General features: G+C 43.9%; 25 protein-coding genes. 9 read left to right on the forward strand and 16 right to left on the reverse strand.

The window, feature by feature from the left end:
* Nucleotides 1-10: 10 nt before the first annotated feature.
* On the forward strand, nucleotides 11-754 hold the full coding sequence (locus tag VS868_RS07350) for a lysophospholipid acyltransferase family protein (protein WP_266070123.1): 744 nt from the start codon (nucleotides 11-13) through the stop codon (nucleotides 752-754).
* Here the strand turns inward: VS868_RS07350 and VS868_RS07355 are convergent.
* The 4 genes from VS868_RS07355 to recA all read right to left on the reverse strand — a co-directional run bounded on the left by VS868_RS07355 (nucleotide 751) and on the right by recA (nucleotide 4,024).
* Entirely contained in the window at nucleotides 751-2,049 is a 1,299-nt protein-coding gene (locus VS868_RS07355) for a hypothetical protein (protein WP_345599711.1), read from the reverse strand. The genes VS868_RS07350 and VS868_RS07355 overlap by 4 nt on opposite strands.
* The gene (locus VS868_RS07360) at nucleotides 2,049-2,591 is read right to left on the reverse strand and encodes an RNA polymerase sigma factor (protein ID WP_266070121.1); all 543 of its coding nucleotides are present in this window, start codon (nucleotides 2,589-2,591) and stop codon (nucleotides 2,049-2,051) included. Before VS868_RS07360 ends, VS868_RS07355 begins: the two co-directional genes overlap by 1 nt.
* Nucleotides 2,592-2,601: 10 nt before the next feature.
* The gene (locus tag VS868_RS07365; RefSeq protein WP_266070120.1) at nucleotides 2,602-2,904 is read right to left on the reverse strand and encodes a hypothetical protein; all 303 of its coding nucleotides are present in this window, start codon (nucleotides 2,902-2,904) and stop codon (nucleotides 2,602-2,604) included.
* Nucleotides 2,905-3,010: 106 nt separating this feature from the next.
* The gene (gene recA / locus VS868_RS07370) at nucleotides 3,011-4,024 is read right to left on the reverse strand and encodes a recombinase RecA (protein ID WP_266070119.1); all 1,014 of its coding nucleotides are present in this window, start codon (nucleotides 4,022-4,024) and stop codon (nucleotides 3,011-3,013) included.
* A 362-nt stretch (nucleotides 4,025-4,386) separates the two neighbouring features.
* Here recA and VS868_RS07375 point away from each other — a divergent pair, with 362 nt between their 5' ends.
* The 7 genes from VS868_RS07375 to VS868_RS07405 all read left to right on the forward strand — a co-directional run bounded on the left by VS868_RS07375 (nucleotide 4,387) and on the right by VS868_RS07405 (nucleotide 11,432).
* The gene (locus tag VS868_RS07375) at nucleotides 4,387-5,418 is read left to right on the forward strand and encodes a rhodanese-related sulfurtransferase (RefSeq protein WP_345599712.1); all 1,032 of its coding nucleotides are present in this window, start codon (nucleotides 4,387-4,389) and stop codon (nucleotides 5,416-5,418) included.
* 118 nt (nucleotides 5,419-5,536) lie between these two features.
* Nucleotides 5,537-6,691 (forward strand): regulatory iron-sulfur-containing complex subunit RicT, encoded by a 1,155-nt coding sequence (gene ricT / locus VS868_RS07380; protein ID WP_345599713.1) that lies wholly within the window; start codon nucleotides 5,537-5,539, stop codon nucleotides 6,689-6,691.
* Nucleotides 6,684-7,178 (forward strand): gliding motility lipoprotein GldH, encoded by a 495-nt coding sequence (locus VS868_RS07385; protein ID WP_345599714.1) that lies wholly within the window; start codon nucleotides 6,684-6,686, stop codon nucleotides 7,176-7,178. Before ricT ends, VS868_RS07385 begins: the two co-directional genes overlap by 8 nt.
* A gap of 3 nt (nucleotides 7,179-7,181) precedes the next feature.
* Nucleotides 7,182-9,527, forward strand: a complete 2,346-nt coding sequence (locus tag VS868_RS07390; RefSeq protein WP_345599715.1) for a transglycosylase domain-containing protein — start codon at nucleotides 7,182-7,184, stop codon at nucleotides 9,525-9,527.
* Nucleotides 9,528-9,623: 96 nt separating this feature from the next.
* Nucleotides 9,624-10,322: a CoA transferase subunit A gene (locus tag VS868_RS07395; RefSeq protein ID WP_345599716.1), complete on the forward strand. Its 699-nt coding sequence runs from the start codon at nucleotides 9,624-9,626 to the stop codon at nucleotides 10,320-10,322.
* 62 nt (nucleotides 10,323-10,384) lie between these two features.
* Complete coding sequence (locus VS868_RS07400; protein WP_266070113.1) at nucleotides 10,385-10,738, forward strand: four helix bundle protein; 354 nt, start codon at nucleotides 10,385-10,387, stop codon at nucleotides 10,736-10,738.
* A gap of 40 nt (nucleotides 10,739-10,778) precedes the next feature.
* Nucleotides 10,779-11,432, forward strand: coding sequence for a CoA transferase subunit B (locus VS868_RS07405; RefSeq protein ID WP_345599717.1), 654 nt, complete (start codon nucleotides 10,779-10,781; stop codon nucleotides 11,430-11,432).
* A 99-nt stretch (nucleotides 11,433-11,531) separates the two neighbouring features.
* Here the strand turns inward: VS868_RS07405 and VS868_RS07410 are convergent, their stop codons facing one another.
* From VS868_RS07410 to VS868_RS07435, 6 genes are all read right to left on the reverse strand, one after another.
* Nucleotides 11,532-11,894, reverse strand: coding sequence for a DUF6616 family protein (locus tag VS868_RS07410; protein WP_345599718.1), 363 nt, complete (start codon nucleotides 11,892-11,894; stop codon nucleotides 11,532-11,534).
* A 112-nt stretch (nucleotides 11,895-12,006) separates the two neighbouring features.
* Nucleotides 12,007-12,729 (reverse strand): 3'-5' exonuclease, encoded by a 723-nt coding sequence (locus VS868_RS07415; protein ID WP_345599719.1) that lies wholly within the window; start codon nucleotides 12,727-12,729, stop codon nucleotides 12,007-12,009.
* Nucleotides 12,683-13,867, reverse strand: a complete 1,185-nt coding sequence (locus VS868_RS07420; protein ID WP_345599720.1) for a serine hydrolase — start codon at nucleotides 13,865-13,867, stop codon at nucleotides 12,683-12,685. The genes VS868_RS07415 and VS868_RS07420 overlap by 47 nt, the downstream gene beginning before the upstream one ends.
* The gene (locus VS868_RS07425) at nucleotides 13,864-14,340 is read right to left on the reverse strand and encodes a methylated-DNA--[protein]-cysteine S-methyltransferase (protein WP_345599721.1); all 477 of its coding nucleotides are present in this window, start codon (nucleotides 14,338-14,340) and stop codon (nucleotides 13,864-13,866) included. Before VS868_RS07425 ends, VS868_RS07420 begins: the two co-directional genes overlap by 4 nt.
* A complete protein-coding gene (locus VS868_RS07430) occupies nucleotides 14,333-15,424 on the reverse strand; it encodes a CNNM domain-containing protein (RefSeq protein WP_345599722.1) in 1,092 nt (363 codons plus the stop codon). Before VS868_RS07430 ends, VS868_RS07425 begins: the two co-directional genes overlap by 8 nt.
* A 24-nt stretch (nucleotides 15,425-15,448) precedes the next feature.
* Complete coding sequence (locus VS868_RS07435) at nucleotides 15,449-16,429, reverse strand: lipoate--protein ligase (protein WP_345599723.1); 981 nt, start codon at nucleotides 16,427-16,429, stop codon at nucleotides 15,449-15,451.
* 150 nt (nucleotides 16,430-16,579) lie between these two features.
* Here VS868_RS07435 and VS868_RS07440 point away from each other — a divergent pair, with 150 nt between their 5' ends.
* Nucleotides 16,580-18,751: a DPP IV N-terminal domain-containing protein gene (locus tag VS868_RS07440; protein ID WP_345599724.1), complete on the forward strand. Its 2,172-nt coding sequence runs from the start codon at nucleotides 16,580-16,582 to the stop codon at nucleotides 18,749-18,751.
* A 98-nt stretch (nucleotides 18,752-18,849) separates the two neighbouring features.
* Here VS868_RS07440 and VS868_RS07445 read toward each other — a convergent pair whose 3' ends face one another.
* From VS868_RS07445 to VS868_RS07470, 6 genes are read right to left on the reverse strand one after another with little or no spacing between them, the layout of a single operon-like run.
* Nucleotides 18,850-19,644, reverse strand: coding sequence for a TIGR04290 family methyltransferase (locus VS868_RS07445; RefSeq protein WP_345599725.1), 795 nt, complete (start codon nucleotides 19,642-19,644; stop codon nucleotides 18,850-18,852).
* Nucleotides 19,645-19,646: 2 nt separating this feature from the next.
* On the reverse strand, nucleotides 19,647-20,723 hold the full coding sequence (locus VS868_RS07450; protein WP_345599726.1) for a glycosyltransferase: 1,077 nt from the start codon (nucleotides 20,721-20,723) through the stop codon (nucleotides 19,647-19,649).
* A 12-nt stretch (nucleotides 20,724-20,735) separates the two neighbouring features.
* Complete coding sequence (locus tag VS868_RS07455) at nucleotides 20,736-21,839, reverse strand: glycosyltransferase (RefSeq protein ID WP_345599727.1); 1,104 nt, start codon at nucleotides 21,837-21,839, stop codon at nucleotides 20,736-20,738.
* Nucleotides 21,836-22,972 (reverse strand): glycosyltransferase, encoded by a 1,137-nt coding sequence (locus tag VS868_RS07460; RefSeq protein ID WP_345599728.1) that lies wholly within the window; start codon nucleotides 22,970-22,972, stop codon nucleotides 21,836-21,838. The genes VS868_RS07455 and VS868_RS07460 overlap by 4 nt, the downstream gene beginning before the upstream one ends.
* Complete coding sequence (locus VS868_RS07465) at nucleotides 22,969-24,075, reverse strand: glycosyltransferase family 4 protein (RefSeq protein WP_345599729.1); 1,107 nt, start codon at nucleotides 24,073-24,075, stop codon at nucleotides 22,969-22,971. The genes VS868_RS07460 and VS868_RS07465 overlap by 4 nt, the downstream gene beginning before the upstream one ends.
* Nucleotides 24,065-25,078, reverse strand: a complete 1,014-nt coding sequence (locus VS868_RS07470; protein WP_266070099.1) for a Gfo/Idh/MocA family oxidoreductase — start codon at nucleotides 25,076-25,078, stop codon at nucleotides 24,065-24,067. The genes VS868_RS07465 and VS868_RS07470 overlap by 11 nt, the downstream gene beginning before the upstream one ends.

The following is a 25,078-nucleotide window of genomic DNA, read 5'->3' on the forward strand; positions in this document are numbered from 1 at the left end:
TTTGGCCGTTATGCATATACTTAGGTCTTTCCTGGTTGTCTTGTGGAGAATATGGTTCTATATCCTTATGGCCATTCCCATCATTGTTTTTTTTCCGTTTTTACTGTTGTTTACCTCCAGGACGAGATTTTATCCGCAGTTCTTTATGATTGCGCGCTGGTGGGCTTACTTTATTTTATACGGAATGGGTTTCTTCCCCAAAATAAAGCGGGAACGAAAACTTGTGAAAGGAGAAAGTTATATGCTGGTGGCCAACCATACTTCAATGACCGATATTATGCTCATGCTGGTGGCGGTTAAGAATCCGTTCGTTTTCGTCGGAAAAAAAGAGCTGGTGAAAATCCCCCTTTTTGGATACTTCTATAAACGCACCTGTATTCTTGTTGACCGCCAGAATCAAAGAAGCCGAAAGGAGGTTTTTGACAGCGCACAACGCCGATTGAATAACGGCACAAGTATTTGTATCTTTCCTGAGGGTGGTGTGCCCGATGATGCCAGTGTTCTTCTCGACAACTTTAAAGATGGGGCTTTCCGCCTGGCTATAGACCACCAGATTCCCATAGTTCCTATTGTATTTTACGACAATAAAAAACGTTTTCCTTACATTTTCACTAAGGGTGGCCCGGGTAAAATGCGCGTAAAGATCAAAGAATTTATACCCACAAAAGGTCTTGAGCAGCAAAATAAAAAGGAGGTTCGGGAACAGACGAGGGAGGTGATCCTGCAGGAATTAAAATCTGGTAAACTTTCTTAAAATTTATAGCTAAAACCTGTGTACACGCCCATGAAATAAGGCTGTACATCTCCATTGGGCTGGTCAAAAGTTTTTAGCTGATACTTCAGCATTGGTTCCAGGTTGAGCTTGAATCTTTCCGAAAGATTGTAATCAAGCCCCAGACCAATATTGGCACTAAAGCTCACTTCATTTAAGTTATTGGCTTTTCCGGTTGCCGTAGTGTTGCCTGTGCTAAGGGTAACTTCATTATCTTCCAGGATTAGCGTACTTCCACCCCCAATAAGATTCACTTCAAACTTGTTCTGCCACAGGTTGATCTCAACTTCTATGGGAACTTCAATATATCCTATTTTCTGACTTAGATTACCCTGGGTGAATACCCCGGCCTGGGTACGGTTGGTGCTGCTGGTTCGGTTATTCGTAAAACTGCCGGAAACCATCTTCATATCCGAATCTTTGACTTTTACCAGGGAAGTATTTCTGACAGAATAGATCCCGGTGGCCGACTGGTATCCGGTGCCATTAGCGCTGTAACCAAGATCAACACGGCTAACGCCCGATCTTACCTTTACCCTGTCGCTAAGCTCCATTGCCAGCCTCACCCCATAAGAATAAGTGATTTCTGCCTGCCTGCTATCGTTATAACCAACCTCAAGAGGGTTCGCGGTCCCCATTTTGCCATAATAAATGGGGCTGGCATGGGTAGAGACTTCAAAGTGGCTCTTTTCCCGGGTGTTGGCTACTGCTGTTTCTTCAGGAGTTTTCACGGCATCAAAGATTGAAGGCCTTAAATCTTCAGGTTTCGAATCTTCGGAAGCTGTTTTTTCCTGCTGAAGTGGTATAGAGGCAACAGCCAGAGGGGTGTCAAAAATGGCATTTTTGGAACTTATTTCTGAAGCTGTTTCTTCAGCGGTTCTCATATTTTCTTCTGAAGCTTTCTTGTTAGCAACAGGTTTAGAATTGCGGGTAAATACTTCAGAAGGACTCGCTATAGCAGCCGTGCTTTCTTCCGAAGCAATAGGTATCACCGGAATTATTGGTGAAAGTGCCCTATTCATTGCAGGTGCTTCTGTCTCTTCACCCGCTACCGATGTAGAATTTTTTACAGGCAATATCCAGTCTCCAATCATAAAAAAGAAGGCCATTATGGCGGCCACACCTGCATAGCGATACCAAAGCGGTATTACGCGCCGGCGTTTTTGCTTTTCCTGAAGTTTAGCTTCAATATTTTTCCATACGGCATCGCTGGGCGCCGCTTCAAAATCGCGAAACTTCTCCTGATAGAGCCGGTCTATGTACTTCTTTTCTTTCATTATACAGATCGGGCGGCTGTTTTATATAGACTGCTTTCTATTTTCTCTTTCAGGATCACTCTGGCCCTTGCAAGATTCGATTTTGAGGTTCCGGTAGAAATATTTAGCATTTCAGCAATTTCTTTATGGGAGAAACCATCGAGTACATAGAGATTGAAGACCTGCCGGTAACGGTCTGGCAACTGTTGTATGATCTCCAGTAAGTAATCAACGGAAACTTCATCCTCTTCTACTTCAATTTCTGGATCTTTGTGAAAATCATCTCTAATGATCTCAAAGACTGTTTGTTTTCTATATTTTTGAAGGGCGGTGTTGATCACGATCCTCTTCATCCATCCTTCAAAAGAACCTTTATTTTTATACTGGGGCATGCTCTTAAAGATCATCAAAAATGCGTCCTGCAGGTTGTCTTCTGCCTGTTGATAGGTTGATGAGTACTTAAGGCAAACCGGGAACAATTTATGCGCAAACATCTTATAAAGCTGCTCCTGCGCCTTTATGTCCTGCTTTTTGCATTTTTGTATGAGTTGCTTAATGCCCAATATTTCAATATTAAGTGCTGTTGAAAAATTCCGCCGGCATAGTTGCCCACCGGTAGTTCTCCGGGGCTCTTTGTGGAGCTTCAGGAGACCTAAATATAGGAATTTCAGCCGGTTCTGCAACAAAGTGCATTACCGTCTCAATATTTTTTAGTCTTGTAAAATAAACAGGGGGGAATGGTTTTGTAAAAAAGGAAGATCGGGAATCGTGAGAGGTTCCCGGTCTTCCGGAGGAATTAGCCTTTAAAATTTCCCTCTTTAGTATGCCGTTTTCACAGTAGGTGTCGCAGTCATAGATCTGGGAATGATTCTTCATAACGGCATTGGCTGGTTGGGGTCTCTGTTTAAGAGATGCACAAATTGCCAAATGGTTGCGCCTAAAAAGAGAAAATCCCGAAAAAATTCGGGATTTTAAGAGTTTTTTATGCTTTTGCCACTGTCATGGCTTCTTTTATTCTGGTTTCCAGCTCTTCCATTAGATCTGGATTATCCTTTAGCAGGGTTTTCACTGCATCCCGGCCCTGGCCCAGTTTAGTGTCTTCATAGCTAAACCACGAACCACTCTTTTTAATGATCTCGTAATCTACACCTATGTCAATAATCTCACCAATTTTAGAAACTCCTTCGCCATACATGATGTCAAACTCGGCAGTTTTAAAAGGCGGAGCTACTTTGTTCTTTACAACTTTAACCCTGGTTTTGTTCCCCTGCACTTCGCTGTTGCTATCCTTGATTTGGGTAGATCTGCGAATGTCAAGACGAATTGAGGCGTAGAACTTCAGCGCGTTACCACCGGTAGTGGTCTCTGGGTTTCCAAACATTACCCCAATCTTCTCCCTTAGCTGGTTGATGAAGATCACGGTACAATGGGTCTTGCTAATAGAAGCAGTGAGCTTTCTTAGCGCCTGGGACATAAGACGGGCGTGTAATCCCATTTTTGAATCTCCCATTTCCCCTTCAATCTCGCTCTTAGGTGTTAAAGCAGCAACAGAATCAATTACAATAATGTCTATAGCTCCCGAGCGAATCAGGTTATCGGTAATTTCAAGAGCCTGCTCCCCGTTGTCGGGCTGCGAAATGATCAGGTTATCAAGGTCGATTCCCAGTTTTTCAGCATAAAAACGATCAAAAGCATGTTCAGCATCAATAAATGCAGCAATACCTCCTGCCTTTTGTGCCTCGGCTATGGCGTGTAAAGTAAGGGTTGTTTTTCCTGAAGACTCAGGCCCGTAAATTTCTATAACTCTTCCGCGGGGATATCCTCCAACTCCAAGGGCAAGGTCAAGCCCTAAAGACCCACTGCGTATCACATCTACATCTACGACGCTCTGGTCACTCATCTTCATTACTGTACCCTTACCATAGGTTTTATCCATCTTGTCAAGGGTGAGTTTGAGGGCTTTTAATTTAGCTTCTCTTTCTTTCTCGTTGCTCATTTAATTCGGCTTCTTTTATATGATATTGCTGCTAAAATACTATAAGTTTTTATATGTGCTAAATTTAATACGCAACCTTTTCTGCTTTTGTGCATCTATTAAATAAACCAACTATTAACATATGAAATTTTTAAAACGGAATATTATTTTAAATATTTCCGGTAGCCTGGCGGTAGTTAGTCTTAGCTGCAGCTGCCGGGTGGACGGTGGCTAACGTTATTCTTATTTTTAGTTGAAGAATTAAAAGTATTAATAACGAATTAGCCGTTCGAAAAAAATGCCCCGATATCACATCCGGGCATTTTTTCATTTAAACCCTTATCTTTGCGCAAAATTCTTTAACCTTAAATCGTTAGTATAGCATGCAACTGTACAATAAATTAAGCGCTAAAGAAAGGGAAGCACTACTTGAGGAGGCTGGCGAAGACCGGCTTACGCTCTCTTTCTATCAATATGCCAAAATTGGAAATCCGGAGCTTTTCCGGAACCATCTCTTTATCGCCTGGGATCAAATGGAAGTCCTGGGAAGAATCTATGTGGCCCATGAGGGTATTAATGCCCAACTCTCTGTTCCCGCGAAGAACTTCGGAAATTTCAAAGAATTTCTCGGCGGAATTTATTTCCTTGAGAACGTTCGTCTTAACATAGCCATAGAACACGAAATTAAATCATTCCTGAAGCTGAAGGTGAAAGTTCGCGACAAGATCCTTGCCGACGGTCTTAATGACGCCACTTTTGATGTAACAAACAAAGGAGTTCACGTAGACGCCAAAGCTTTTAATGAGCTGCTCGATGACCCCAACACCATTCTTGTAGACATGCGTAACCATTACGAGAGTGAAATTGGTCATTTTAAAGGGGCTATGACGCCCGATGTGGATACTTTTAGGGATAGTCTTGATATCATTGAAAAAGATATCAAGGATCACAAAGAAGATAAAAACCTTGTGATGTACTGTACAGGTGGTATTCGCTGTGAAAAAGCCAGTGCCTATTACAAGCACAAAGGTTTTAAAAAGGTGTACCAATTGGAAGGCGGAATTATAGAATACGCCCGGCAGGTACAAAACCTGAAACTGGAGAATAAGTTCCTGGGCAAGAACTTTGTTTTTGACCATAGAAGAGGGGAGCGTATTAGTGAAGACGTGGTTTCTAACTGCCATCAATGCGGGAAACCCTGTGATACACACGTGAACTGTGCCAATGAAGCCTGTCACCTCCTGTTTATTCAGTGTGAAGAATGTGCAGAGAAAATGAGTAGCTGCTGTTCTACAGACTGCCAGGACATTGCGGCATTGCCCTATGAAGAGCAGAAGGCATTGAGAAAAGGAAAGGGGAACAGTAACAAGATCTTCAAAAAAGGCCGTTCTGAAGTACTTAAGTACAAGAATTGACAATTAGTTTCTCAAGAGTGCGTTCCATAAATAATGGTATATTTACCTCAATAGTTTTAATAAAATTCAATCCGGAAAGGGGATAATTTCCTGTCTCCAGGATTTCAATATATAGATTATGGGATGTAACAGTTGCTCGACCGGCAAAGACGGTCAGCCTAAAGGATGTAAGAACAACGGTACCTGCGGGACCGATAGCTGTAATAAGCTCTCGGTGTTCGACTGGTTATCGAATATGGCCCTTCCCCAGGGAATGGAGCCTTTCAATATAGTGGAAGTGCGTTTTAAGAACGGACGGAAACACTTTTTTAAGAACTCAGATAATTTGAGCCTTAGCATTGGTGATGTTGTAGCCACCGAGGCTGCTCCCGGCCATGACGTGGGCGTGGTTGCTCTCGTGGGCGAGCTTGTGCGCGTGCAAATGAAGAAGAAAAAGGTGCGGCAAGACAGCAGTGAGGTGCTAAAGGTGTATAGAAAAGCTACACAGCGGGATATCGATATTTGGCAGGAAGCCAGGGAGCGGGAGGACAAAATGAAAGTCCGTGCCCGTGAGATCGCCATTCGGTTGAACCTTCAAATGAAGATAAGCGATATCGAGTTTCAGGGTGACGCTTCAAAAGCTACCTTTTATTATACTGCTGAAGAAAGGGTTGATTTTAGACAACTTATTAAAGAATTTGCACGCGAATTCAACACCAGGATTGAGATGAGGCAGATAGGCTTCAGGCAGGAAGCCTCACGTTTAGGCGGAATTGGTTCCTGCGGAAGGGAATTGTGCTGCTCTACCTGGCTTACCGACTTCCGAAGTGTAAATACTTCTGCAGCCAGATATCAACAACTTTCACTTAATCCGCAGAAACTGGCAGGACAATGTGGAAAACTGAAGTGCTGCCTTAATTATGAGCTTGATACCTATCTTGATGCATTAAAAGATTTTCCGAAGTCTGAAATAAAACTGTACACCAAAAAAGGTACTGCAGTGTGTCAAAAAATTGACATTTTTAAAGGATTCTTGTGGTATGCTTATGAAGGTGACTGGAGCAACTGGCATACGCTTACGGTAGAACAGGCGAATAAGATCATTGCGGCAAATGCTAAAAAGGAATCTGTTAGTAGTCTTGAAGAATATGCTGTAGAATTGCAGCAGGAAGAGAAACCTGACTATCACAATGTGGTGGGGCAGGATAGCCTTACGCGTTTTGATTCTAAAGGAACGGGGAAGAAAAAGCGCAAGAGCAAACGCAAAAAGAGAAAACCGAAGAAGGATGATTAAAAGATCAGTTTTTTTGCTCTTTTTGGGACTTTTAATTTTTACATCCTGTGATAAAAAACGGGTTTTTGACAGGTATAAATCCCTACCCAACGGGGAATGGCAAAGAGATTCTCTTGTTGAGATTCGCTTTGAAGCCCCCGATACGCTTAAGGATTACAATCTTTTTATCAACCTCAGGAATAATTCAAAATACAATTTCAACAATATCTACTTAATTACCGAGTTAAACTTCCCAAATGGAAAGGTGATAAGCGATACCCTTCAATATGAGATGGCTGCGCCCTCTGGAGAATGGCTTGGCACGGGCTTTGGTGATGTGAAGGAAAGCAAGCTTTGGTACAAAGAGAACTTCAGGTTTACCGAATCTGGGCAATACCTGGTGACTGTACAGCAGGCCATGCGCAGGCGTGACAGCATAGAAGGAATTAAAAGCCTTGAAGGAATAACAGAGGTTGGTTTTAGAATAGAAGACAATAAACAACAATAATAGATGGCAAAAACATCTGGGAAAGCAAATCAGGAAGCGGCTAAAAGAAGAAATTACGGCCGCTATAAAACCTGGTTTTGGTCAATTTTCGCATTGGGAATTTCTTTGGTAGTACTCCTTTTTCTGCTGGCAAGCTGGGGAGTATTTGGATCTATGCCCACTTTTGAAGAACTTGAAAACCCCGAGACAAACCTCGCTACCGAGATCTTTTCTTCAGACGGGGAAACATTGGGTAAATACTACAACGAGAACCGTACTCCCATAAAATATGAAGACCTGCCTCAACATCTGGTAGAAGCCCTTATTGCAACGGAAGATGAACGGTTTTATGAACATTCGGGCATAGATGCCCGCGGTACGGTGCGTGCTGCTGTTTTCCTTGGGAAAAGAGGAGGGGCCAGTACTATCACCCAGCAATTAGCCAAACTTTTGTTTACCGAAAATGCTTCCAGAAATCCGGCTGCAAGGGTACTTCAGAAGTTTAAAGAATGGATCATTGCAACGCGGTTAGAACGACAGTACACTAAAGAAGAGATCATCACCATGTATCTCAATAAATACGACTTCCTCTACCAGGCAGTTGGGGTGCGATCGGCGGCTAAGATCTACTTTGATAAGGAGCCTAAAGATCTTAATGTAGAAGAATCTGCAGTGCTGGTAGCAATGCTTAAAAATCCTATTTTGTACAACCCTCAAAAAGAGCAATTTAAAGAGAACTCTTTAGAGCGTCGCAATGTGGTACTCAGCCAAATGGAAGCGAATGATTATATCACAGAAGCTGAAGAAGATTCTTTACAACAACTTCCGTTAAATATTAAGTTTTCCCCGCAGGGTCATGATGAGGGAGTGGCTACTTATTTTAGAGTATACCTTCAGGGTTTCATGAAAGAATGGATTGAAGAGAACCCAAAACCCGATGGCGGTGAATATAATATATATCGCGACGGATTGAAGATCTACACCAGTATTGACAGCCGTATGCAGGAGTATGCCGAAGAAGCAGTGCAAATGCATATTGCAAATCTGCAAAAAGAATTCGACAGGCAGAACAGGAACAACAAAACGGCACCTTTTAGGGATATCTCTAAAGAAGAGATCGAAAAAGTTATTTCTGATGCTATGCGGCGTAGTGAACGCTGGAGAATATTAAGAGACCAGGGCCTGTCAAAAGAAGAGATCATCAAATCTTTTGACACTCCTACTCAAATGGAAGTATTTTCATGGAAGGGGAATATAGATACCACTATGACCCCGCGCGATTCCATTTTTTACTACAAGTCTTTCTTCCAGGCAGGGATGATGTCTATGACACCTCAAACCGGGGAAGTTAAAACCTGGGTGGGTGGAACAAATTTTAAGCATTTCAAGTACGATCACGTAAAACAGGGAAAGAGACAGGTAGGATCTACCTTTAAGCCTTTTGTTTATGCAACCGCAATAGACCAGCTGCACCTTTCGCCCTGTGATACGCTGCCAAAGAGCCTTCACACTATTGAAGCAGGCAAACACGGCAATCAAAATGACTGGACCCCAAGAAACAGTGGTGGTAAAGCCGATGATTATATTGGTATGGTAAGCCTCAAAAAAGGCCTGGCAGAATCAATTAATACGGTAACGGCAAGATTGATTGACCGTACAGGACCCAAGCCGGTGATTGATTTGGTTGAAAAACTGGGGATTGATACTGAAAATATTCCTGAAGTTCCTTCCATTGCCCTGGGAACAGCCGATCTTAGTGTGTTCGAGATGGTTTCGGCCTATAGTACCTTTGTCAATGAAGGCGTTTATGTGAAGCCGGTGATCGTGACACGAATTGAAGATAAAAACGGAACCATTCTTTATCAGCATGTGCCCGAAACCCGTGATGTAATTAGCAAAGAAACCGCTTATGTTACTGTGAACCTGCTTGAAGGCGTTACCCAATATGGTTCGGGAACAAGGTTGAGAGGTGACTGGGCAGTTAACGATCCGTATTACAAAAGTGTGGTCACAGGATATCCCTACAACTTCAACAGGGAAGAAATTCCTATTGCAGGAAAAACCGGAACCACTCAAAATCAAAGTGACGGCTGGTTTATTGGGATGGTACCCAACCTCGCTACCGGTGTATGGGTGGGAGCTGAAGACAGGTCGGTCCATTTTCCATCTATCAGGTACGGGCAGGGTGCCGCAATGGCACTGCCAATCTGGGGAACTTACATGAAGAAGGTTTATAATGATAAAGAGCTGAATGTGGCTAAAGGCCCTTTCCCGCGACCCGATGTAGTTACCATTAGAACCGATTGCAGCACTTATGGTGTTGATGAAAGTGACGAAGAAGATCGACTCCCCGATGAGCTGGATTTTTAATATATAGCGTATTTATTACGAAAAATTTAGTAGAGGGCCCTTCATATTACGAAGGGCCCTTATTTTTTTGTATTTTTCGGAATAAAACCATCAACAATGATCAATAAAACTGTACAGAATGTTACTGAAGCACTTGAGGGGGTTCACGATGGAATGACTTTTATGTTGGGAGGATTCGGATTAAGTGGAATTCCCGAAAATGCCATTTCTGAACTTGTTCGTCTCAACCTTAAGAAGCTCACCTGTATTTCCAATAATGCCGGGGTCGACGACTTTGGTCTTGGCCTGCTGCTTCAGAAGAAACAGATCGATAAAATGATCTCTTCTTACGTGGGGGAGAACGCCGAATTTGAGCGACAAATGTTAAGTGGAGAGCTTGAAGTAGAGCTTACACCGCAGGGAACGCTGGCAGCCAAATGCCAGGCAGCACAGCAGGGCTTTCCTGCCATCTACACTCCTGCAGGTTACGGTACCGAAGTTGCCATGGGCAAGGAAACGCGCGAATTCGACGGAAAAATGTATGTGCTTGAAGAAGCCTATAAAGCCGATTTTGCTTTCGTAAAAGCATGGAAGGGAGACAGGGCCGGAAACCTCATTTTTAAAGGTACAGCCCGTAATTTCAACCCCGTGATGTGTGGTGCCGCAGCAGTGACGGTGGTCGAAGTTGAAGAGCTGGTAGAACCCGGTGAACTCGACCCCAATCAAATCAATATTCCCGGAATATTTGTACAAAGGATCTTCCAGGGAAAAGATTATGAGAAGCGAATTGAACAGCGAACTGTAAGAAAAAAATAATACTGTGATTTGAAAATTTGAAGATGAGATGATTTGAAAATGAAATTTTAAAACTAGCACTTATGAGAGATGACAAAGAGAATTTGATTGTTGACAAAACCTTCAATTTTGCTTTAGAAGCTATTGATTATTCAGAAAAATTGCGATCTCTCCATAAGTACGAAATGGCTTCACAGCTCTTCAGGAGCGGAACTTCTATTGGTGCAAACGTTTGGGAGGCTCAGAATGCCGAGAGTAATGCTGATTTTATTCATAAATTTAAAATTGCAGCCAAGGAATCGGATGAGACAGACTATTGGCTAAGATTATGTAAGGCCTCGCCTCATTATCCAGATCCTAATCCAGAATTGCCTAAAGAACTAAAATCTATCATTAGGATCATTACCAAAATCATTTCTACAAGTAAGAAAAAGTAATCTTCAAATCTTCAAATCCACAAATCTTCAAATTATACAAATGTTAGATAAAAACGGAATTGCAAAAAGAATAGCACAGGAAGTAAAAGACGGCTACTACGTCAATCTCGGAATTGGGATTCCTACTTTGGTAGCCAATTTTGTGCGTGATGATATAGAGGTAGAGTTTCAAAGTGAAAATGGAATTCTGGGTATGGGGCCTTTCCCTTTTGAAGGTGAAGAAGACCCCGATCTTATCAACGCCGGTAAACAAACCATCACTGCTTTACCCGGCGCCAGTTATTTTGATTCGGCTATGAGTTTCGGAATGATACGCGGTCAGCATGTAGATCTCACCATTCTTGGAGCCATGGAAGTGGCCGAAAACGGCGACATTGCCAACTGGAAGATTCCGGGGAAGATGGTGAAGGGAATGGGCGGTGCCATGGATCTCGTTGCCAGTGCCGAAAATATCATTGTGGCCATGATGCACACCAATCGTGCAGGGGAATCAAAACTGCTTAAGAAATGCTCTCTGCCTTTGACCGGTGTGGGCTGTGTTACCAAAATTGTAACCAATCTTGCAGTACTTGAAGTTACCGAAAAAGGCTTTAAACTCCTGGAAAGAGCACCCGGGGTGAGTGTAGAAGAAATTAAAGAAGCTACAGAAGGAACTTTAATCGTGGAAGGAGAAATTCCGGAGATGAAATTATAAAAGAAAAAGACCTGCAGGGTTTTCAATCCTTGCAGGTCTTTTAAATATTTGCTTCGGCCTGCAGGGTCAATAAAGAGCTTACAGATCAAAAGTTTTGAATTAATCGAGTATAGAAGTCGAATGTTTTTCAAGATTCACAAGAAAATCCATAGCTTCATTTAAAGGGATCAGCTTTCCGCGGGTGTTGACCTGGCTAAAATACTTATGCCAGTCAGCCTCTTCAATTCCCTTTTCAAATTGTTCTATCGTGTCAGGATCGTTTACTTTCCAAATTGCAAAATAGCGATAGTCACTTCTATAGGGGGTATGCTCATCATTCATGGCCCAACCGACGTTCTCTACCCCGGCACCGCTCATTTTATCAATGGCATCTTTAACTTTATTCATATAGGCGCGACGGTCTTCTTTAGAAAGATCCATCCAGTCCTTGGTTACATTCCATTGTTCTACGTATAAATACATAACAGGTTCGTTAGATTAAACATTCCGTAAGGGGTCTCAAAAATGTCACTTTTGAGACTCTCTATTTAAATATACTAAAACTTTGACAGGCAGCAGGATAAATAACAGTTCCTTAAGGAATCTCCACATGCATAATTTCGTCACTTTCAAGAAGCGGCTCCTGCCTTAGCCTAAGTATTACCTGCGCAATGGCCACCACATCTCTCTCGCAGTACGAAACAATCCTGTTTAGGTCACCTTCTTCGTAAAACACTTTACACACCTGGCTGCCGTCAATATCTTCTTTGGGAGAAGGTATTCCCAGTACATTACAAAGAAGTTTTAGCGAGGTGTAGTGCTTGTGATCTCCGAATTTCCATAATTCGAGGGTGTCTAAATGTGGTACTTCCCACGGCTTTTTTCCAAAGAGGTTAAGTTTGTTGGGCAGTTCAATATTGTGGATAAGCATTCTCCGGGCGATGTAAGGGAAATCGAATTCTTTCCCGTTATGGGCGCAGAGCAGGTGTTGAGGTCGGCCAAAATGCCCTTCTATAAGGCCTTTAAAGGCTGTTAGCAGCTCTTTTTCCCCTCCACAGAAGGTTGTTGTCCTAAAAGTTCTTTTCTCTCCCTGAAAAGCGAAATATCCTACCGAGATACAAACAATCTTTCCAAATTCGGCCCAGATACCGGCCCGGTCGTAAAACTCTTCGGGAGAAAATTCTTCTTTGCGCTGGTATTGAGATTTTGCTTCCCATAACTTCTGTTTTTCTTCAGAAAGTTCGGCAAAAGTGGCATTTTCGGGAACTGTTTCAATGTCCAGGAACAGCAGGTTGCGCAGCGCTATTTTCTTGATCATGAGCTTCAAGGGTGTTTAACACCTCCTCAAGATAAAAATAAAAATCATTGGGATGTTCTTTATCTTCAGGAACTTCTCCGCCTTCGTGCCCCAATCTTACTATGATGATATTTTTCTTCGGAAGTACGATCACATACTGCCCCAGAATTCCGCGGAAGTAAAACACTTCCTGCCCTTTAAATTCCTCCAGCCAGATGCCCAGCCCGTAATGCGGATAATCCTTCAGCTGCGGCCTAATTGATTCTGCCACATAAACCGAATCAAGCAGTTGTTTTCCGTTCCATTTTCCGAAGTTATTGTAAAGCTTTCCGAAGCGGGCAAAATCGCGTGCATTTGAAGCGATACAGCAATAAGCTTTTTCCATGCCGCTTTCTTCGCTGTCCAGCTGCCAAAGTGCGTAAGTCTCCATGCCCATTGGTTTCCAGTAGCTTTCACTCAGGTATTCAGAAACATTTTTTCCCGTAGCTTTCTCCAAAACCATAGCAAGTAGCAGCGTGTTGCCGCTCAGGTATTTAAAGTCCTTTCCGGGTTCTTCTACCACTTCCAGATCCATAACAATTTGCCTGATATTGTCATCAAGATAAGCTCTAATGGTCATTGAAAAAGGATTGTAATAATCTTCATCCCAGTTCAAACCTGAAGACATCGACACAAGATGGCGCAACTTGAGCCTTTCATCAAACTGCGGAAAAAAGTCGGCTACCGGTTGATCGAGATTTTTGATATGACCTTCAAAAATGGCTTTTCCAAGCATTGCTGCCACGAGGCTTTTTGCAACCGAAAAAGAGTTGGTGTGCGAGAGCGGCCCGTATTCTTTAGAATAGCTTTCGTACAGGATGCTGTCATTTTTGATGATCAAAAAAGAAATGGTTCCGGCGGCTTTATTCTTCTCCTGAAGTTCTTCAGAAAGATCAAATTGGTTGTAATTCTTGTGCTGTGGCCAGGGTTGGGGCGCTCCGGCTTCTATTTTGCGGTTGTCAAAGAACTTGTGATCATCAATATGGGCGGTAAGATGCCCCTGCAAATATGTAGACTGAATGCCTTTGAAGATATAATCAAAATTGAACAGGTAGATAAGGCCCACGGCAAGCGCCAGGAAAAGAAGGGTTCCAAAAATGCCTTTTTTGACACCTCTCATAGCAAAAGGCTTTGTTGTTTAACCGGTTGTTCGTGATCAAGCAGCCACTTTTTGCGCCACAGTCCGCCGGCATAACCTGTGAGCGAGCCGTCGCTGCCAATTACTCTATGGCAGGGAACCAGGATCCACAGCGGGTTCTTTCCATTTGCTGCTGCCACGGCTCTTATCGCCAACGGGTCGCCCAGTTCTTTGGCCAGCTCCATATAAGAAACAGTTTTGCCATACGGGATGTTTTGCAGGGCCTGCCATACTTTCTTCTGAAAAACCGTGCCTTCAGGATTTAGTTTCAGGTTAAATTTCTTGAGCTCTCCCGAAAAATACTGCTGAAGCTGCTCTTTCGCCTCCTGAAGAAATGGCGTAGAAACTGAAGTAGTTTCGGGTATTTCTTCGGTGAGATAAAGCTTTGAGATCCCATTGGCATCCCCTTCAAAAATGGCATTTCCGAGCGGCGTTTTTACCGAAGCTTTATTCATTGCTCTTTTCGTTGATATCGGACTGGTCCTGCTTTAAAAGTCCCAACTTCCTGGCTCTTTTTTCCCAGTTCTCGCGGGCCAGTACCTGCATATCCTGTACGTTGTCACTCTCGTCCATAATCTCCAGTCCCATGAGGGTTTCAATAATGTCTTCCATGGTAACCAGGCCTATAGTGTTACCATAGTGATCTACCACCATGGCGAGATGTGTTCTCTCCTGTATAAAACGATTGAATAACTGCGGAATTGGCGTATCTTCAGAAGTCATGGGGATGTTCCTCTTTAAAGTGCTAAGAGGCTCGGGCCCTTTTTGATCTACCATTTCTTCAAGGATATCATCTTTTAAGACAAATCCTGTAATGTTATTCTGCCTTTTGTCATACAACGGAATACGCGAAAACTTCAAATTCCGATGCTCCCTGTGAAAATCTTCTATACTTCTGTTTTCATCTTCGGTAACGGCAACAGAGAAAGGGGTCATCACGTCTTTGGCCTTCACTTTTTTGAACAGGAGCATGTTCTTGATCACGGTGGTTTCCTGCTCTTCAAAAACCCCTTCTTCTTCGGCTACATCGGTAATTGCAATGAATTCTTCCCGGCTCATAGAAGATACGTGTGCCGATTTCCCAATGAGTTTTGTAGTGAGCATCATAAGCCAGAGCACACCGCTGTACTTTAATGGGATAATAAAGGCGGTAAGAGATTTCGCAGTAAAATTCCCAAGGTTTTTCCAGTAGGTGGCGCCAATGGTTTTCGGGATTATTTCAGAAACAATTAAAATCGCAAGCGTCATTATAGCCGAAACTATTCCCACTGCGTTACCGCCGTCACCATATACTTTCTCTGCCTGCACCCCCACAAGTATTGCCCCTACGGTGTGAGCTATTGTATTGATGGTGAGAATTGCGATTAAAGGCTTGTCAACGTCCTGTTTAAGTTTGGTAAGGGTGCGGGCGTAACCTTTGCCCTCTCTCAGTTTTATTTTGAGAAATGAGGGTGTAAAGCTCAAAAAAGCTGCCTCCAGGATAGAGCACATGAAAGAAAAGAAAATGGCAAGGACCGCATATAAAATAAGTAATTCCATTCAGGTTTTTTTGGTTAATAATCTTTAAAACATGATTGCCACAAGGTCATCTTCGCTAATCTTGTTGAAATATTCTCCCAGGTCAAACTGAGATAATTTTTCCCGAATCATCTTTTCTTCGTGCCGGGTATTTTCCAGGGCTTCTTCTATGGGGCCTATATCACGAATGTGGAAAAAATCGCCGGTTATTTTAACTTTTTGAATGATGCCGTTGGTCACGTTCATGTTCATCTCTACCGTACCGCCGGGAGTGCGGGCGCCCTGCTTAAAATTATAGTCGGGCGAATAGCCAAAGTTCCATTCCCAGGTGCTGTATTTTTCATCCCTTATCTTCTGGATTGCAGCCAAATCTTCATCGGTGAATTCGTAAAGACGCGCATCTTCAAAATTGCGGATAATGTAATCCATAATCTTATTGGTAAACTCATCAAGACTAATTTTTTCGGGAAGGTGATCGCTGATATTGGTCACGCGGTTGGGAACCGATTTTACGCCTCGGTCCTTGTATTTTAAAGGGTTGATCTTAAGCGCCCCGCTCACATCTTTCATTTCTGAAGAAAAGAGCAGCGTACCGTGATGCAGCACCTTGTTCTTGAAAACGTGCTCTGCATTGCCCGAAAATTTCTTTCCCTCAATGGTGAGGTCATTACGCCCTTCAAATTTTGCGTTCACCCCCAGTTCCTTCAGCACCGCTATGATTGGCCGCGTGTAACGTTCAAAATCTATCATTTCATAATTCTCGCCTGTGCGGGTAAACGAGAAGTTGAGGTTGCCCAGGTCGTGGTACACTGCACCGCCGCCCGAAAGCCGCCTCACCACCTTTATCCCTCTTTCTTTTACATAGTCGTGGTTGATCTCTGCCTGGGTATTCTGGTGTTTGCCCACAATGATCGCGTTATCATTGCGCCACAACATAAAACAGTCTTCTTTGATGTGTTTAAAAATATACTCATCTGTAGCTATATTGAAGTAAGGGTCTGTAGAATGGTGTTTTATACAAAGCATGTTGTGATAGTATTTCTTCAAAAATAAGAAAGCTGAGACGGAAACTTCCCAAAAGTGAATTAATTCTGCACTTTTTGACAGGTAAACGTGTGTATTTTTTACAAAAACTACTTTGTGTATCTTGTCCCTGAAGTTTTCTAAAATAAAATCATGAAGAAAATCCCATTTTTGAGCAGCCTGTTTTTGCTGACGTTTTTAAGCACTTTTTCCCAACAGCCTGTCAAACAAATTACTGCCGAAGATTACGCGCAGGCAACAAAATTCCTTCGTTTTAATACCAATGATCTGGTTTACCGGAGTAATGTAAGGCCAACCTGGCTTGAAGACGGCCGCTTCTGGTATAGGATAAATACTTCGGAAGGAACCGAATATGTGCTGGTAGATCCTTCTTCAGGACAAAAAAAGACAGCTTCTTCTTTAACCGAATTGCTTCCGAAGAAAGAGGAAAAGAAAACAATGCCCGACGTTTCACGAAATGAGATCCTCTCGCCCGATGCCAAGAAGGTGGTCTACATCAAAGACTGGAACCTGTGGCTGCGCAATCTCGAAACCGGGGAAGAAAAACAACTCACCAAAGACGGGATAGAAAACTTTGGGTACGCTACAGATAACGCCGGGTGGAGAAAGAGTGACAGGCCTATTGTGCTCTGGTCGCCCGATTCTAAAAAGCTTGCCACCTACAGGCAGGATCAAAGGCACATTAGCGATATGTACCTGGTGGAGACAAAGGTTGGTGCACCAAACCTGCAAAAGTGGAAATACCCGCTGCCCGAAGATGAAGAGGTGATCAAGATACATCGTGTGATCGTGGAGGTAGATGACCCCAAGGTGATTGAACTGCAAACAGAGCCCGATGCGCGCCGCGGAACCTTATGTGACGATATTTCCTGCAGCGGTGCTTTCGACGATAATTACTGGAATGAAGATGCTACAAAACTTGCGTTTGTTTCTACTTCCCGCGACCATAAAGAAGCCAAACTGCAATTAGCCGATGCTGCTACCGGCGAGGTAAAAGAAATCTTTACTGAAACCGTAGAAACTCAGTATGAATCGGGGCAGGGCAGCATCAACTGGAAGTATTTGCCAAAGAGCAACGAGATCATCTGGTATTCTGAAAGGGATAACTGGGGGCACCTGTATTTGTACGACCTCAATTCCGGTAAACTGAAGCAGCAAATTACCAAAGGAGATTTTGTGGTGACCCGGCTGCTTCATGTAGATGAGAAAAATCGTGTGCTTTACTTCGAGGCCAATGGTAAGGAAGCAGGGCGTGATCCATATTTCTCACATTTGTACCGGGTAGATTTCAGCGGAAAAAACCTGCAACTCCTAACCCCCGAAAATGCCAATCACAACATTTATTTTTCTCCAGATCACGAATATTTTGTTGATAGTTATTCCACGCCAACCACGCCACCTGTTGCGGTGCTTCGGAATAAAAAGGGAAAGAAAATTGCCATTTTAGAGGAGTCAGATATTTCCCGATTAAAGGAAATCGGTTGGAAAGCGCCCGAACCCGTTACGGTAAAGTCGGCAGATGGGCAGTGGGACCTTTACGGGCTCATGTTCACGCCCACTCAGCTTGATAAAAACAAAAAGTATCCGGTGGTGAATTATGTTTACCCGGGGCCGCAGGGCGGTAGTGTGGGAAGCCGAAATTTCTCGGCTGCACGCAGCGATCATCAGGCGCTGGCCGAACTTGGGTTTGTGGTGATCTTAATTGACGGTTCGTGTAATCCGGGCCGTTCCAAAGCTTTTCATGATGCCTGTTACGGAGATATTTCAGGAAACACCTTAGAAGATCAAAAAGCCGGAATAAGACAACTCGCCGAAAAGCATCCTTACATAGATGCCGAGAATGTTGGGATCTGGGGACATTCGGGAGGTGGTTTTGCCACCGCTGCAGCAATGTTTCGCCATCCCGAATTTTATTCGGTAGGGATTGCTGAGTCTGGTAACCACGATAACCGCAATTACGAAGATGACTGGGGAGAGAGGTATATTGGCTTAATGACCAAGGGCCCCGAAGGCAAAGACAGTTACGATTCCCAGGCCAACCAGAACTACGCCGAAAACCTGCAGGGAAAGCTTCTGCTGGCCCACGGCGGATTAGATGACAATGTGCCGCCTTACAATACTTACCTGGTTGTTGACGCGCTTATAGATGCAAATAAGGATTTTGATCTTATTGTTTTCCCCAATGCCCGCCATGGGTTTGGAGAAGATTCTTACTACATGATGCGTCGCCGCTGGGATTATTTTGTGGAGCACCTGCTTGGAGCCACTCCACCAGAGAATTTTGTTATCGAAACTAAACGCTAAAATATAGAGACCTGTGAGGTTTTTAAAACCTCACAGGTCTTCTTTTTTAAAACTCATAGTTTCTTTTTGCTTCGGAGCCGTAATTTATTGCGGCTTTACTACTTCTTGGTTTTTTTATCTACCTCTTCTTTCCAGTCTTTACCAACTGCCGAGAGATATTCAGAATAATTCCAGGTATCAAGGCTGGAGTGCAGCGAGGCATCTTTTTTAGCTACATAGGTTTCATCTTCGGGCATGGCGGTTACTTTGAGTCCGCAGCTTTGCAGCATTGAAATAATTCCCTGGTGATTTGGAGCCCACCAGTTGGTAGGATCTCCCGCAAGTTTATGCTCTATAAATGCCATTTTTGGCCAGGCATCTTCTTTCATGATCTCCCGTTTGTGAAATTCCACATCTTCGGGTACTTCCATTTCTTCCTGCCCGGGTAGGGAAAGGGTTTGGAAGACCATCATTTTTTTCACTTTTTGAGATAAAATATCAAGGGCCAGCATAGGGTAGCGCAAATGGTAAAAAACACCCATAAACCAGATGAGGTCAAATTGTTCTTCGGTATGGGCCAGGTCATACACCTGCATTTGTTTAAACCTGATCTTATCGTTAAGGCCAAATTTCTTTGCTGCCCATTTTGCTTGCTTCAGGTAATGTTCATCAAGATCTATGGCCAGCACATCGGCCCCGCGTTTTGCCAGTTCCAGCGAGTAGAACCCGGCATTGCAGCCAATGTCCAAGACTTTCCAGCCTTCAAGATCCTGCGGAATACTCTCTTTGATCTTTTCCCATTTAAAACCGGGAAAATCTCCCAGAAAATGATTGGGAGCCGTTTGAGTACCATCGGGTAAATGAATATTATGGAACCAGGGTTCCAGTTCTTTTACTTCAGTTTGCGTAGACATATTTAAACTTTTTCTGAAGGCTGGTGTACCTCCTTCACATAATTTATCAATTCTTTTGCTCTCGCCCGTGCAGTGTGAGATTTCAGGACTTTTTGCCTGGCGTTTTCACCAATCTCCTTTCTCTTTGATTCCGAAGTATTTCTGAAATATTCCTCTACTTCGCCGCTGCTTCGGGCAATGAGGATCTCGGTGCCCTGCTCAAAAATGCTGTGGATGCCATCCCAGTAATCTGAAATAATAGGCACGCCACATGCTGCAGCTTCAAACAGCCGCACGCTGGGGGAATAACCTGCTTTTATCATATCCTCCCGGGTGACATTCAGGGTAAATTCCTGCGAGTTGTAGAACTTACGGTGTTCAGCAGGAGGGAGGTGGTCAATGCGCTCTACATTTTTAGACCACTCATAATTTTCGGGATATTGCGGCCCTGCAACCACAAATTTTTCCGAAGGAAAGTTAGCGGCAGGTTTGTTGAGCAATTCTTCTACTGTAGGCTGCCGGTCATCGCTGTAAGTGCCAAGGTATCCCAGCTTAAAGTCTTTTGGTTGATCTTCGGGATAATAAAGATCGGGGTCTACCGAACAATATAACGCTCTCGCGATAGGAGAACCGTAGTGATCTTCGAGATGCTTCAATATTGGACCTCCCGAAAATGACAAATAAAGATCATATTTTGGGATGATATTGGGGTCGAGATATTCGTAGTCTTTCCTTTCCAGTTTGGCCAAGGTTACTGGCGTATCAATATCGTAAAAGGCTGTAACACCGTTGGCAGTTTCTATGGCCCAGCTGCCCACTTCTACCCCTTGCTGCACATAAGAACCTACTATGACCACATCGGCTTCGGCAACTTCTTTTTTATAGTCGGTTTTTAACTCTTCATTGGTTTTATAGAGGCCTACCTTACAAAAATCGGGTGCAGGCATATCGCGGTGGGGCGAATACCAGGGCACATCTTTCTCGAGGAACAGTATGTCATGCCCCAGCGCCTTTAGTTCTTTGAGAAGTGCACGATAGGTGGTGGCGTGCCCGTTTCCCCATGATGAAGTGACCGAAAGTCCTATAATAACAAATTTCATTAGCTGGTGTTTTTATTCAACGGGTTTGGTTTCGGCTTTTAATTTTTCAGAAATAACCGATTCCAGCAATTCGGCCCTATGCTCGTAGGTGTGGGCAGAGAGTGCCTTTTTATATGCTGCATCGCCTATTTGTTTGGCTTTTTCTGAAGTAAGGCCCGCAAGGATCATTTCTACTTCTTCCCCGCTGTTGGCCACCAGGATCTCTTTCCCGGGTTCAAAGAAGGTCTCAATCCCTTTCCAGTAATCTGTTATTAAACAGGCACCGGCACCGGCAGCTTCAAAAACGCGGGTGGCAGGAGAGAAGCCGTATTTGGCCATACTGTCACGGCTTATATTTAAAACTGCTTTTGGGGTGCAGTTAAAAGCGTTGTGATCTTTGGTATAAACATGACCCAGATATTTTATGTTTTTGGGCATGGATTTATCGCCCCAGCCGCTGCCGCCAAGCAGGAATTTTTCTTCGGAAAGATTTTGCGCCGGTTTGATAAAGAATTCTTCTACCCGCTTTTCACGGTCGGGAAGACGGTTGCCCAAAAAGGCCAAAGTACCATCAAATTCTTTTTGTGGTTCCACAGGAAAATGGGTGTCGGTATCCAAAGCGTTGTAGATAGGAATACATCTTTTGGCACCGTTGCGCTCGTAAGCGTCTATTACCGGCTGCCCGCCACCATAGGTAAGTACAAAGTCGTACCTGGGAACAAGGGCATTGAAAGGATCTGAAGGGTCAGATTCTATCCTGTCTAGCGTGGCAGGGGCGTCAACATCCCAAAAAATGATGAGGTTGTCATCTTTCTTCAGCTGTACTACGGCATCTTCAAGAAAATCATCAAATGCGCCAATGCCACTGGCTTTTATGATGACGTCGGCTTCCGAAGCTTCCCTTAGCAACGCCTGCAGGCTCACTTTATCTTCAGGATAAACCACCACTTTACACCATTCAGGGTCTTCTATATCCCGGTGCTTCTGGCGTTCGTAAATATCGGGTTCATAAAATGTCACTTCGTGCCCCATTTTATGTAGCGCCTTAACAATGCCCCGGTAGTAAGTTGCGGCACCGTTCCAGTAAGCCGATACGATACTAGAGCCAAAAAAGGCAATTTTCAGGTCTCTTTTCATGCTTCCATGGTTTTGTGGTGAATGGGAAAGATCTTGTCTTTGGGCATACCTATTTCCTGTAAAATACCTTCTAAAGTAATTACTCTATGGGCGCAAGTATGATTCTCGAGTATGGTTTTTCTTCCATTGTCGGAAAGGCTTTTCGCCAGGTGCGGACTCTTAAGTACCTCGGCAAGTTTGTAGCCCATATCATTTCCGTCTTTTGCTATCAAATAATCTTCGCCGGGAGTGAAGAGATCTTCGGCATCATTCCAGGGAGAACAAATAAGCGGAATTCCGCAGGATAACGCTTCAAACGGCCTGATTGTAGGTATTCCCGGCAACATTTCAACATAAGGCCGTCGCGGCACATGTACCGTCACCTTGTATTTGGCAAAAACCTCGGGCACCTTGTAGTTTGGCAGGTAACCCCCATATTCAATCCCGGCATCGGCCAGGGCTTTTTGAGCTTTTTCAGGATAGCGAACGCCGTAGACCTTTGCTTTCAGCTTCAACTCTTTAATGGGTTTTATGAGGAATTCCATGAGTTCTTCGGTGCGTTCACCGTCGCCCCAGTTGCCAATCCACACCAGGTCGCCTTCTTTTTCTTCATCACAGTTGGGGCTAAAGAAATCGGCGTCGGCTGCTTCATGCCAGGTCCATACCTTGTCTACCCAATTCTTTTCTTCGTAGATCTTCTTAATCACATCTCCAAAGACGAGAGCCCCGTCAAAGTGCGAAAAATCGAATTTCTTCATTTCCTCTTCAGCCGAAACTGCCCGGTGGTGGGTATCGTGAAATAGCAATTTGAAATTGAATTTTTCCTTTTTTCGGCCTATTTCAGCAATAAGGCTGGGCTCATTCCACTCGTGAACGATCACGAGGTCGGCGTTGCTAATTATGTTTTGATAGTTCAGTTTTTTCTCGGGATTGTAGAACTGCGGGTTGAGCGACGGATAATACTGCCTGAACTCATCAAGCTGCTCGGCCCCATGATCTTTCAGCAGGTTTTGCAGGCTCCAGCCATCTTCGGGCTCATAGACATCTACGTCGTGCCCTCGTTTTTGTAGTTCCTTGACAATTCCGCGTAAAAAATGCGCATTCCCGTGATTCCAGTCGGAATAGAGGGAATGGTAAAACATCACTATTTTCATAGACTTATTAATTTGTATTCTTTTTCAAGTATTTCGCGATAGAGGTCGTTATAGGCGGCCCCCATTTTTTCTGCGGAATACTGTTTTGCCCGTTCTCTTGCTTTTGCTGAAAGTTGCTCTAAAAACTCAGGACTTTCAAGTAGCCGAACAATGGTTTTTTCGGCTTCTTCTTCGTTTTCGGGGTCAAAGAACAAGGCACTACCATCCCATAACTCCTGAAGCGTATCGAGGTTGCTCAACACCAGTGCACATCCATTGCCCGCAGCCTCAAGAATAGCAAGGCCAAAGGGTTCATAGCGGGTAGGGCTCACAAAGATGCTGGCGCGCTGCATCCAGTGCTGCACTTCTTCGGGGGTTAATTTTCCGAGGAATTTTACATTTTCGAGCTTGCATTTTTTCCCTGTATCAGGGTGGATTGCTGCACCGGCAACATATACCGGCCATGGCAATCTTTCGGCAATGTTCGAAAGCAAAGGCAGATTTTTAGCTTCATCCCACATCCTGCCCATGCACAAAATGAATTTTTCTTTTGGCGCTTTTACTTCCGAAGGAACAACTCTTCCGTTACTTATAACTTTAGATTTTGAACTGAACTGATGGATCTCCTTCGCCTTTTGAAGAATGGCTTTTGTAGGAGCAACTACCATGTTCGAATCTTCAAGCGATTCTTTTACAGTTTGCGTGTAATGATCCCATTCATGAGGTGCTTTAATGCCCTTTACTGCCTGCCACCAGGTTTGCACACAGGAGTGGAAAACCGTTACTACCGGCGCAGTCCATTCTTTTTCTACCTGTGCGTAGTTGTTGAGGTGAACAATATCGGGTTGTATGGTTTGATAAATACAGTTGATCCATTTTCGCGACCGTTCTACGTCTTCCCAGGGATCTTCCATCCATTCGAGCTTAAAGTCGCTCTTGTAAAAAGTGACGTTGGAGATCTCCCCGGCTTCCACCTGTTGTGCCGGTGATGGCCAGGCGCCCATGGCCACCAGGTGTACCTGCACATCATACTGCGCAAGGGCCCGGCATAGCTCCAGGGAATACACCCATACGCCGCCTACCGTATCGGTAGTCATTAGAATCTTCATTTGCTTATCTTCCATAAATTCGGTCTATTACCTGGGCTGTTTTTATAAATTGAGTGGCAGTTTTCTCGTCAAAAGTGTCATTTTCGAGAAGGTTTTCTACCCATACCACTCCGGCGCGGCCACTCCACTCATCGGGTGGTGTTACAAGAGTTTCGGTTTGGGTACCGTGATATTTTTCGGCTTTAAAATCATAGAAAGAGCCGTTGATATTTTTGAAGGAAGCACCTCCTTTTGTACCGTAAAAAGTGGCTTCTATGATCGCATCCTTTCCGGCAGAAACATGCCAGGAACACTCGAGGTTTATTGCCTGATCTTTTTCTGAAGTCATTGCAACACTTGCAAAATCTTCTACATGTTCTTCAAAAGAAGTGAGTTTTTGTCCTTTGTGGTACAAGCGGCTCTGCACGTCTTTGATCTCAGGGAAATCAAGGCTCCACAGGGCGAGATCTATCAGGTGGATACCAAGATCCATCACGCAACCTCCGCCCGATCTTTTAATGTCGTAGAACCATTCCTTATCTGGCCCGTAGGCATTGTGAAAGGTGAGGTCTACGGCAAAGATGTCTCCTATTTCCCCTTTTTGGATGGTATCGTAAACCGCTTTAAAAGCTTTGGTGTAACGGTAGGAAAGATCTACAGAAAGCAGCTTATTTGCCTCGCGAGAGGCTGCGACCACCTGTTCTACTTCTTCGGCGGTACGGCCCAGCGGCTTTTGGCAAAAGACAGCCTTTCCGGCTTTTAATGCTTCCATACTTTGTTGAGCATGCATGGCACTTGGGGTGGCAATAACAATTCCATCGAGATCCTTTTCAGCAAAAAGTGCTTCAGAAGAGGTCTTTAAAATGGCATTTTTGGCACTCTTTTTTGCAGCATCGCAATTTTCAGAATCTGGTTCGGTGATCGCAGCTGCTTTTGCGCCGGTGTTATTGAGAATAGCTTCCATCCGGTTGCGGCCTATCCAGCCTACGCCAAGGAAACCTAATGATAATTCTTTTTTGGTGGGTTGAGTTGCGATCAT

The sequence above is a fragment of the Salinimicrobium sp. 3283s genome (assembly GCF_039602225.1).
GTDB lineage: Bacteria > Bacteroidota > Bacteroidia > Flavobacteriales > Flavobacteriaceae > Salinimicrobium > Salinimicrobium profundisediminis.

Coding starts and splice junctions, on each gene's coding strand:
- VS868_RS07350 (WP_266070123.1), top strand. CDS start 11: ATGCATATACTTAGGTCTTTCCTGGTTGTCTTGTGGAGAATATGGTTC.
- VS868_RS07355 (WP_345599711.1), bottom strand. CDS start 2,049: ATGAAAGAAAAGAAGTACATAGACCGGCTCTATCAGGAGAAGTTTCGC.
- VS868_RS07365 (WP_266070120.1), bottom strand. CDS start 2,904: ATGAAGAATCATTCCCAGATCTATGACTGCGACACCTACTGTGAAAAC.
- recA (WP_266070119.1), bottom strand. CDS start 4,024: ATGAGCAACGAGAAAGAAAGAGAAGCTAAATTAAAAGCCCTCAAACTC.
- VS868_RS07375 (WP_345599712.1), top strand. CDS start 4,387: ATGCAACTGTACAATAAATTAAGCGCTAAAGAAAGGGAAGCACTACTT.
- ricT (WP_345599713.1), top strand. CDS start 5,537: ATGGGATGTAACAGTTGCTCGACCGGCAAAGACGGTCAGCCTAAAGGA.
- VS868_RS07385 (WP_345599714.1), top strand. CDS start 6,684: ATGATTAAAAGATCAGTTTTTTTGCTCTTTTTGGGACTTTTAATTTTT.
- VS868_RS07390 (WP_345599715.1), top strand. CDS start 7,182: ATGGCAAAAACATCTGGGAAAGCAAATCAGGAAGCGGCTAAAAGAAGA.
- VS868_RS07395 (WP_345599716.1), top strand. CDS start 9,624: ATGATCAATAAAACTGTACAGAATGTTACTGAAGCACTTGAGGGGGTT.
- VS868_RS07400 (WP_266070113.1), top strand. CDS start 10,385: ATGAGAGATGACAAAGAGAATTTGATTGTTGACAAAACCTTCAATTTT.
- VS868_RS07405 (WP_345599717.1), top strand. CDS start 10,779: ATGTTAGATAAAAACGGAATTGCAAAAAGAATAGCACAGGAAGTAAAA.
- VS868_RS07410 (WP_345599718.1), bottom strand. CDS start 11,894: ATGTATTTATACGTAGAACAATGGAATGTAACCAAGGACTGGATGGAT.
- VS868_RS07415 (WP_345599719.1), bottom strand. CDS start 12,729: ATGATCAAGAAAATAGCGCTGCGCAACCTGCTGTTCCTGGACATTGAA.
- VS868_RS07420 (WP_345599720.1), bottom strand. CDS start 13,867: ATGAGAGGTGTCAAAAAAGGCATTTTTGGAACCCTTCTTTTCCTGGCG.
- VS868_RS07425 (WP_345599721.1), bottom strand. CDS start 14,340: ATGAATAAAGCTTCGGTAAAAACGCCGCTCGGAAATGCCATTTTTGAA.
- VS868_RS07430 (WP_345599722.1), bottom strand. CDS start 15,424: ATGGAATTACTTATTTTATATGCGGTCCTTGCCATTTTCTTTTCTTTC.
- VS868_RS07435 (WP_345599723.1), bottom strand. CDS start 16,429: ATGCTTTGTATAAAACACCATTCTACAGACCCTTACTTCAATATAGCT.
- VS868_RS07440 (WP_345599724.1), top strand. CDS start 16,580: ATGAAGAAAATCCCATTTTTGAGCAGCCTGTTTTTGCTGACGTTTTTA.
- VS868_RS07445 (WP_345599725.1), bottom strand. CDS start 19,644: ATGTCTACGCAAACTGAAGTAAAAGAACTGGAACCCTGGTTCCATAAT.
- VS868_RS07450 (WP_345599726.1), bottom strand. CDS start 20,723: ATGAAATTTGTTATTATAGGACTTTCGGTCACTTCATCATGGGGAAAC.
- VS868_RS07455 (WP_345599727.1), bottom strand. CDS start 21,839: ATGAAAAGAGACCTGAAAATTGCCTTTTTTGGCTCTAGTATCGTATCG.
- VS868_RS07460 (WP_345599728.1), bottom strand. CDS start 22,972: ATGAAAATAGTGATGTTTTACCATTCCCTCTATTCCGACTGGAATCAC.
- VS868_RS07465 (WP_345599729.1), bottom strand. CDS start 24,075: ATGGAAGATAAGCAAATGAAGATTCTAATGACTACCGATACGGTAGGC.
- VS868_RS07470 (WP_266070099.1), bottom strand. CDS start 25,078: ATGATCGCAACTCAACCCACCAAAAAAGAATTATCATTAGGTTTCCTT.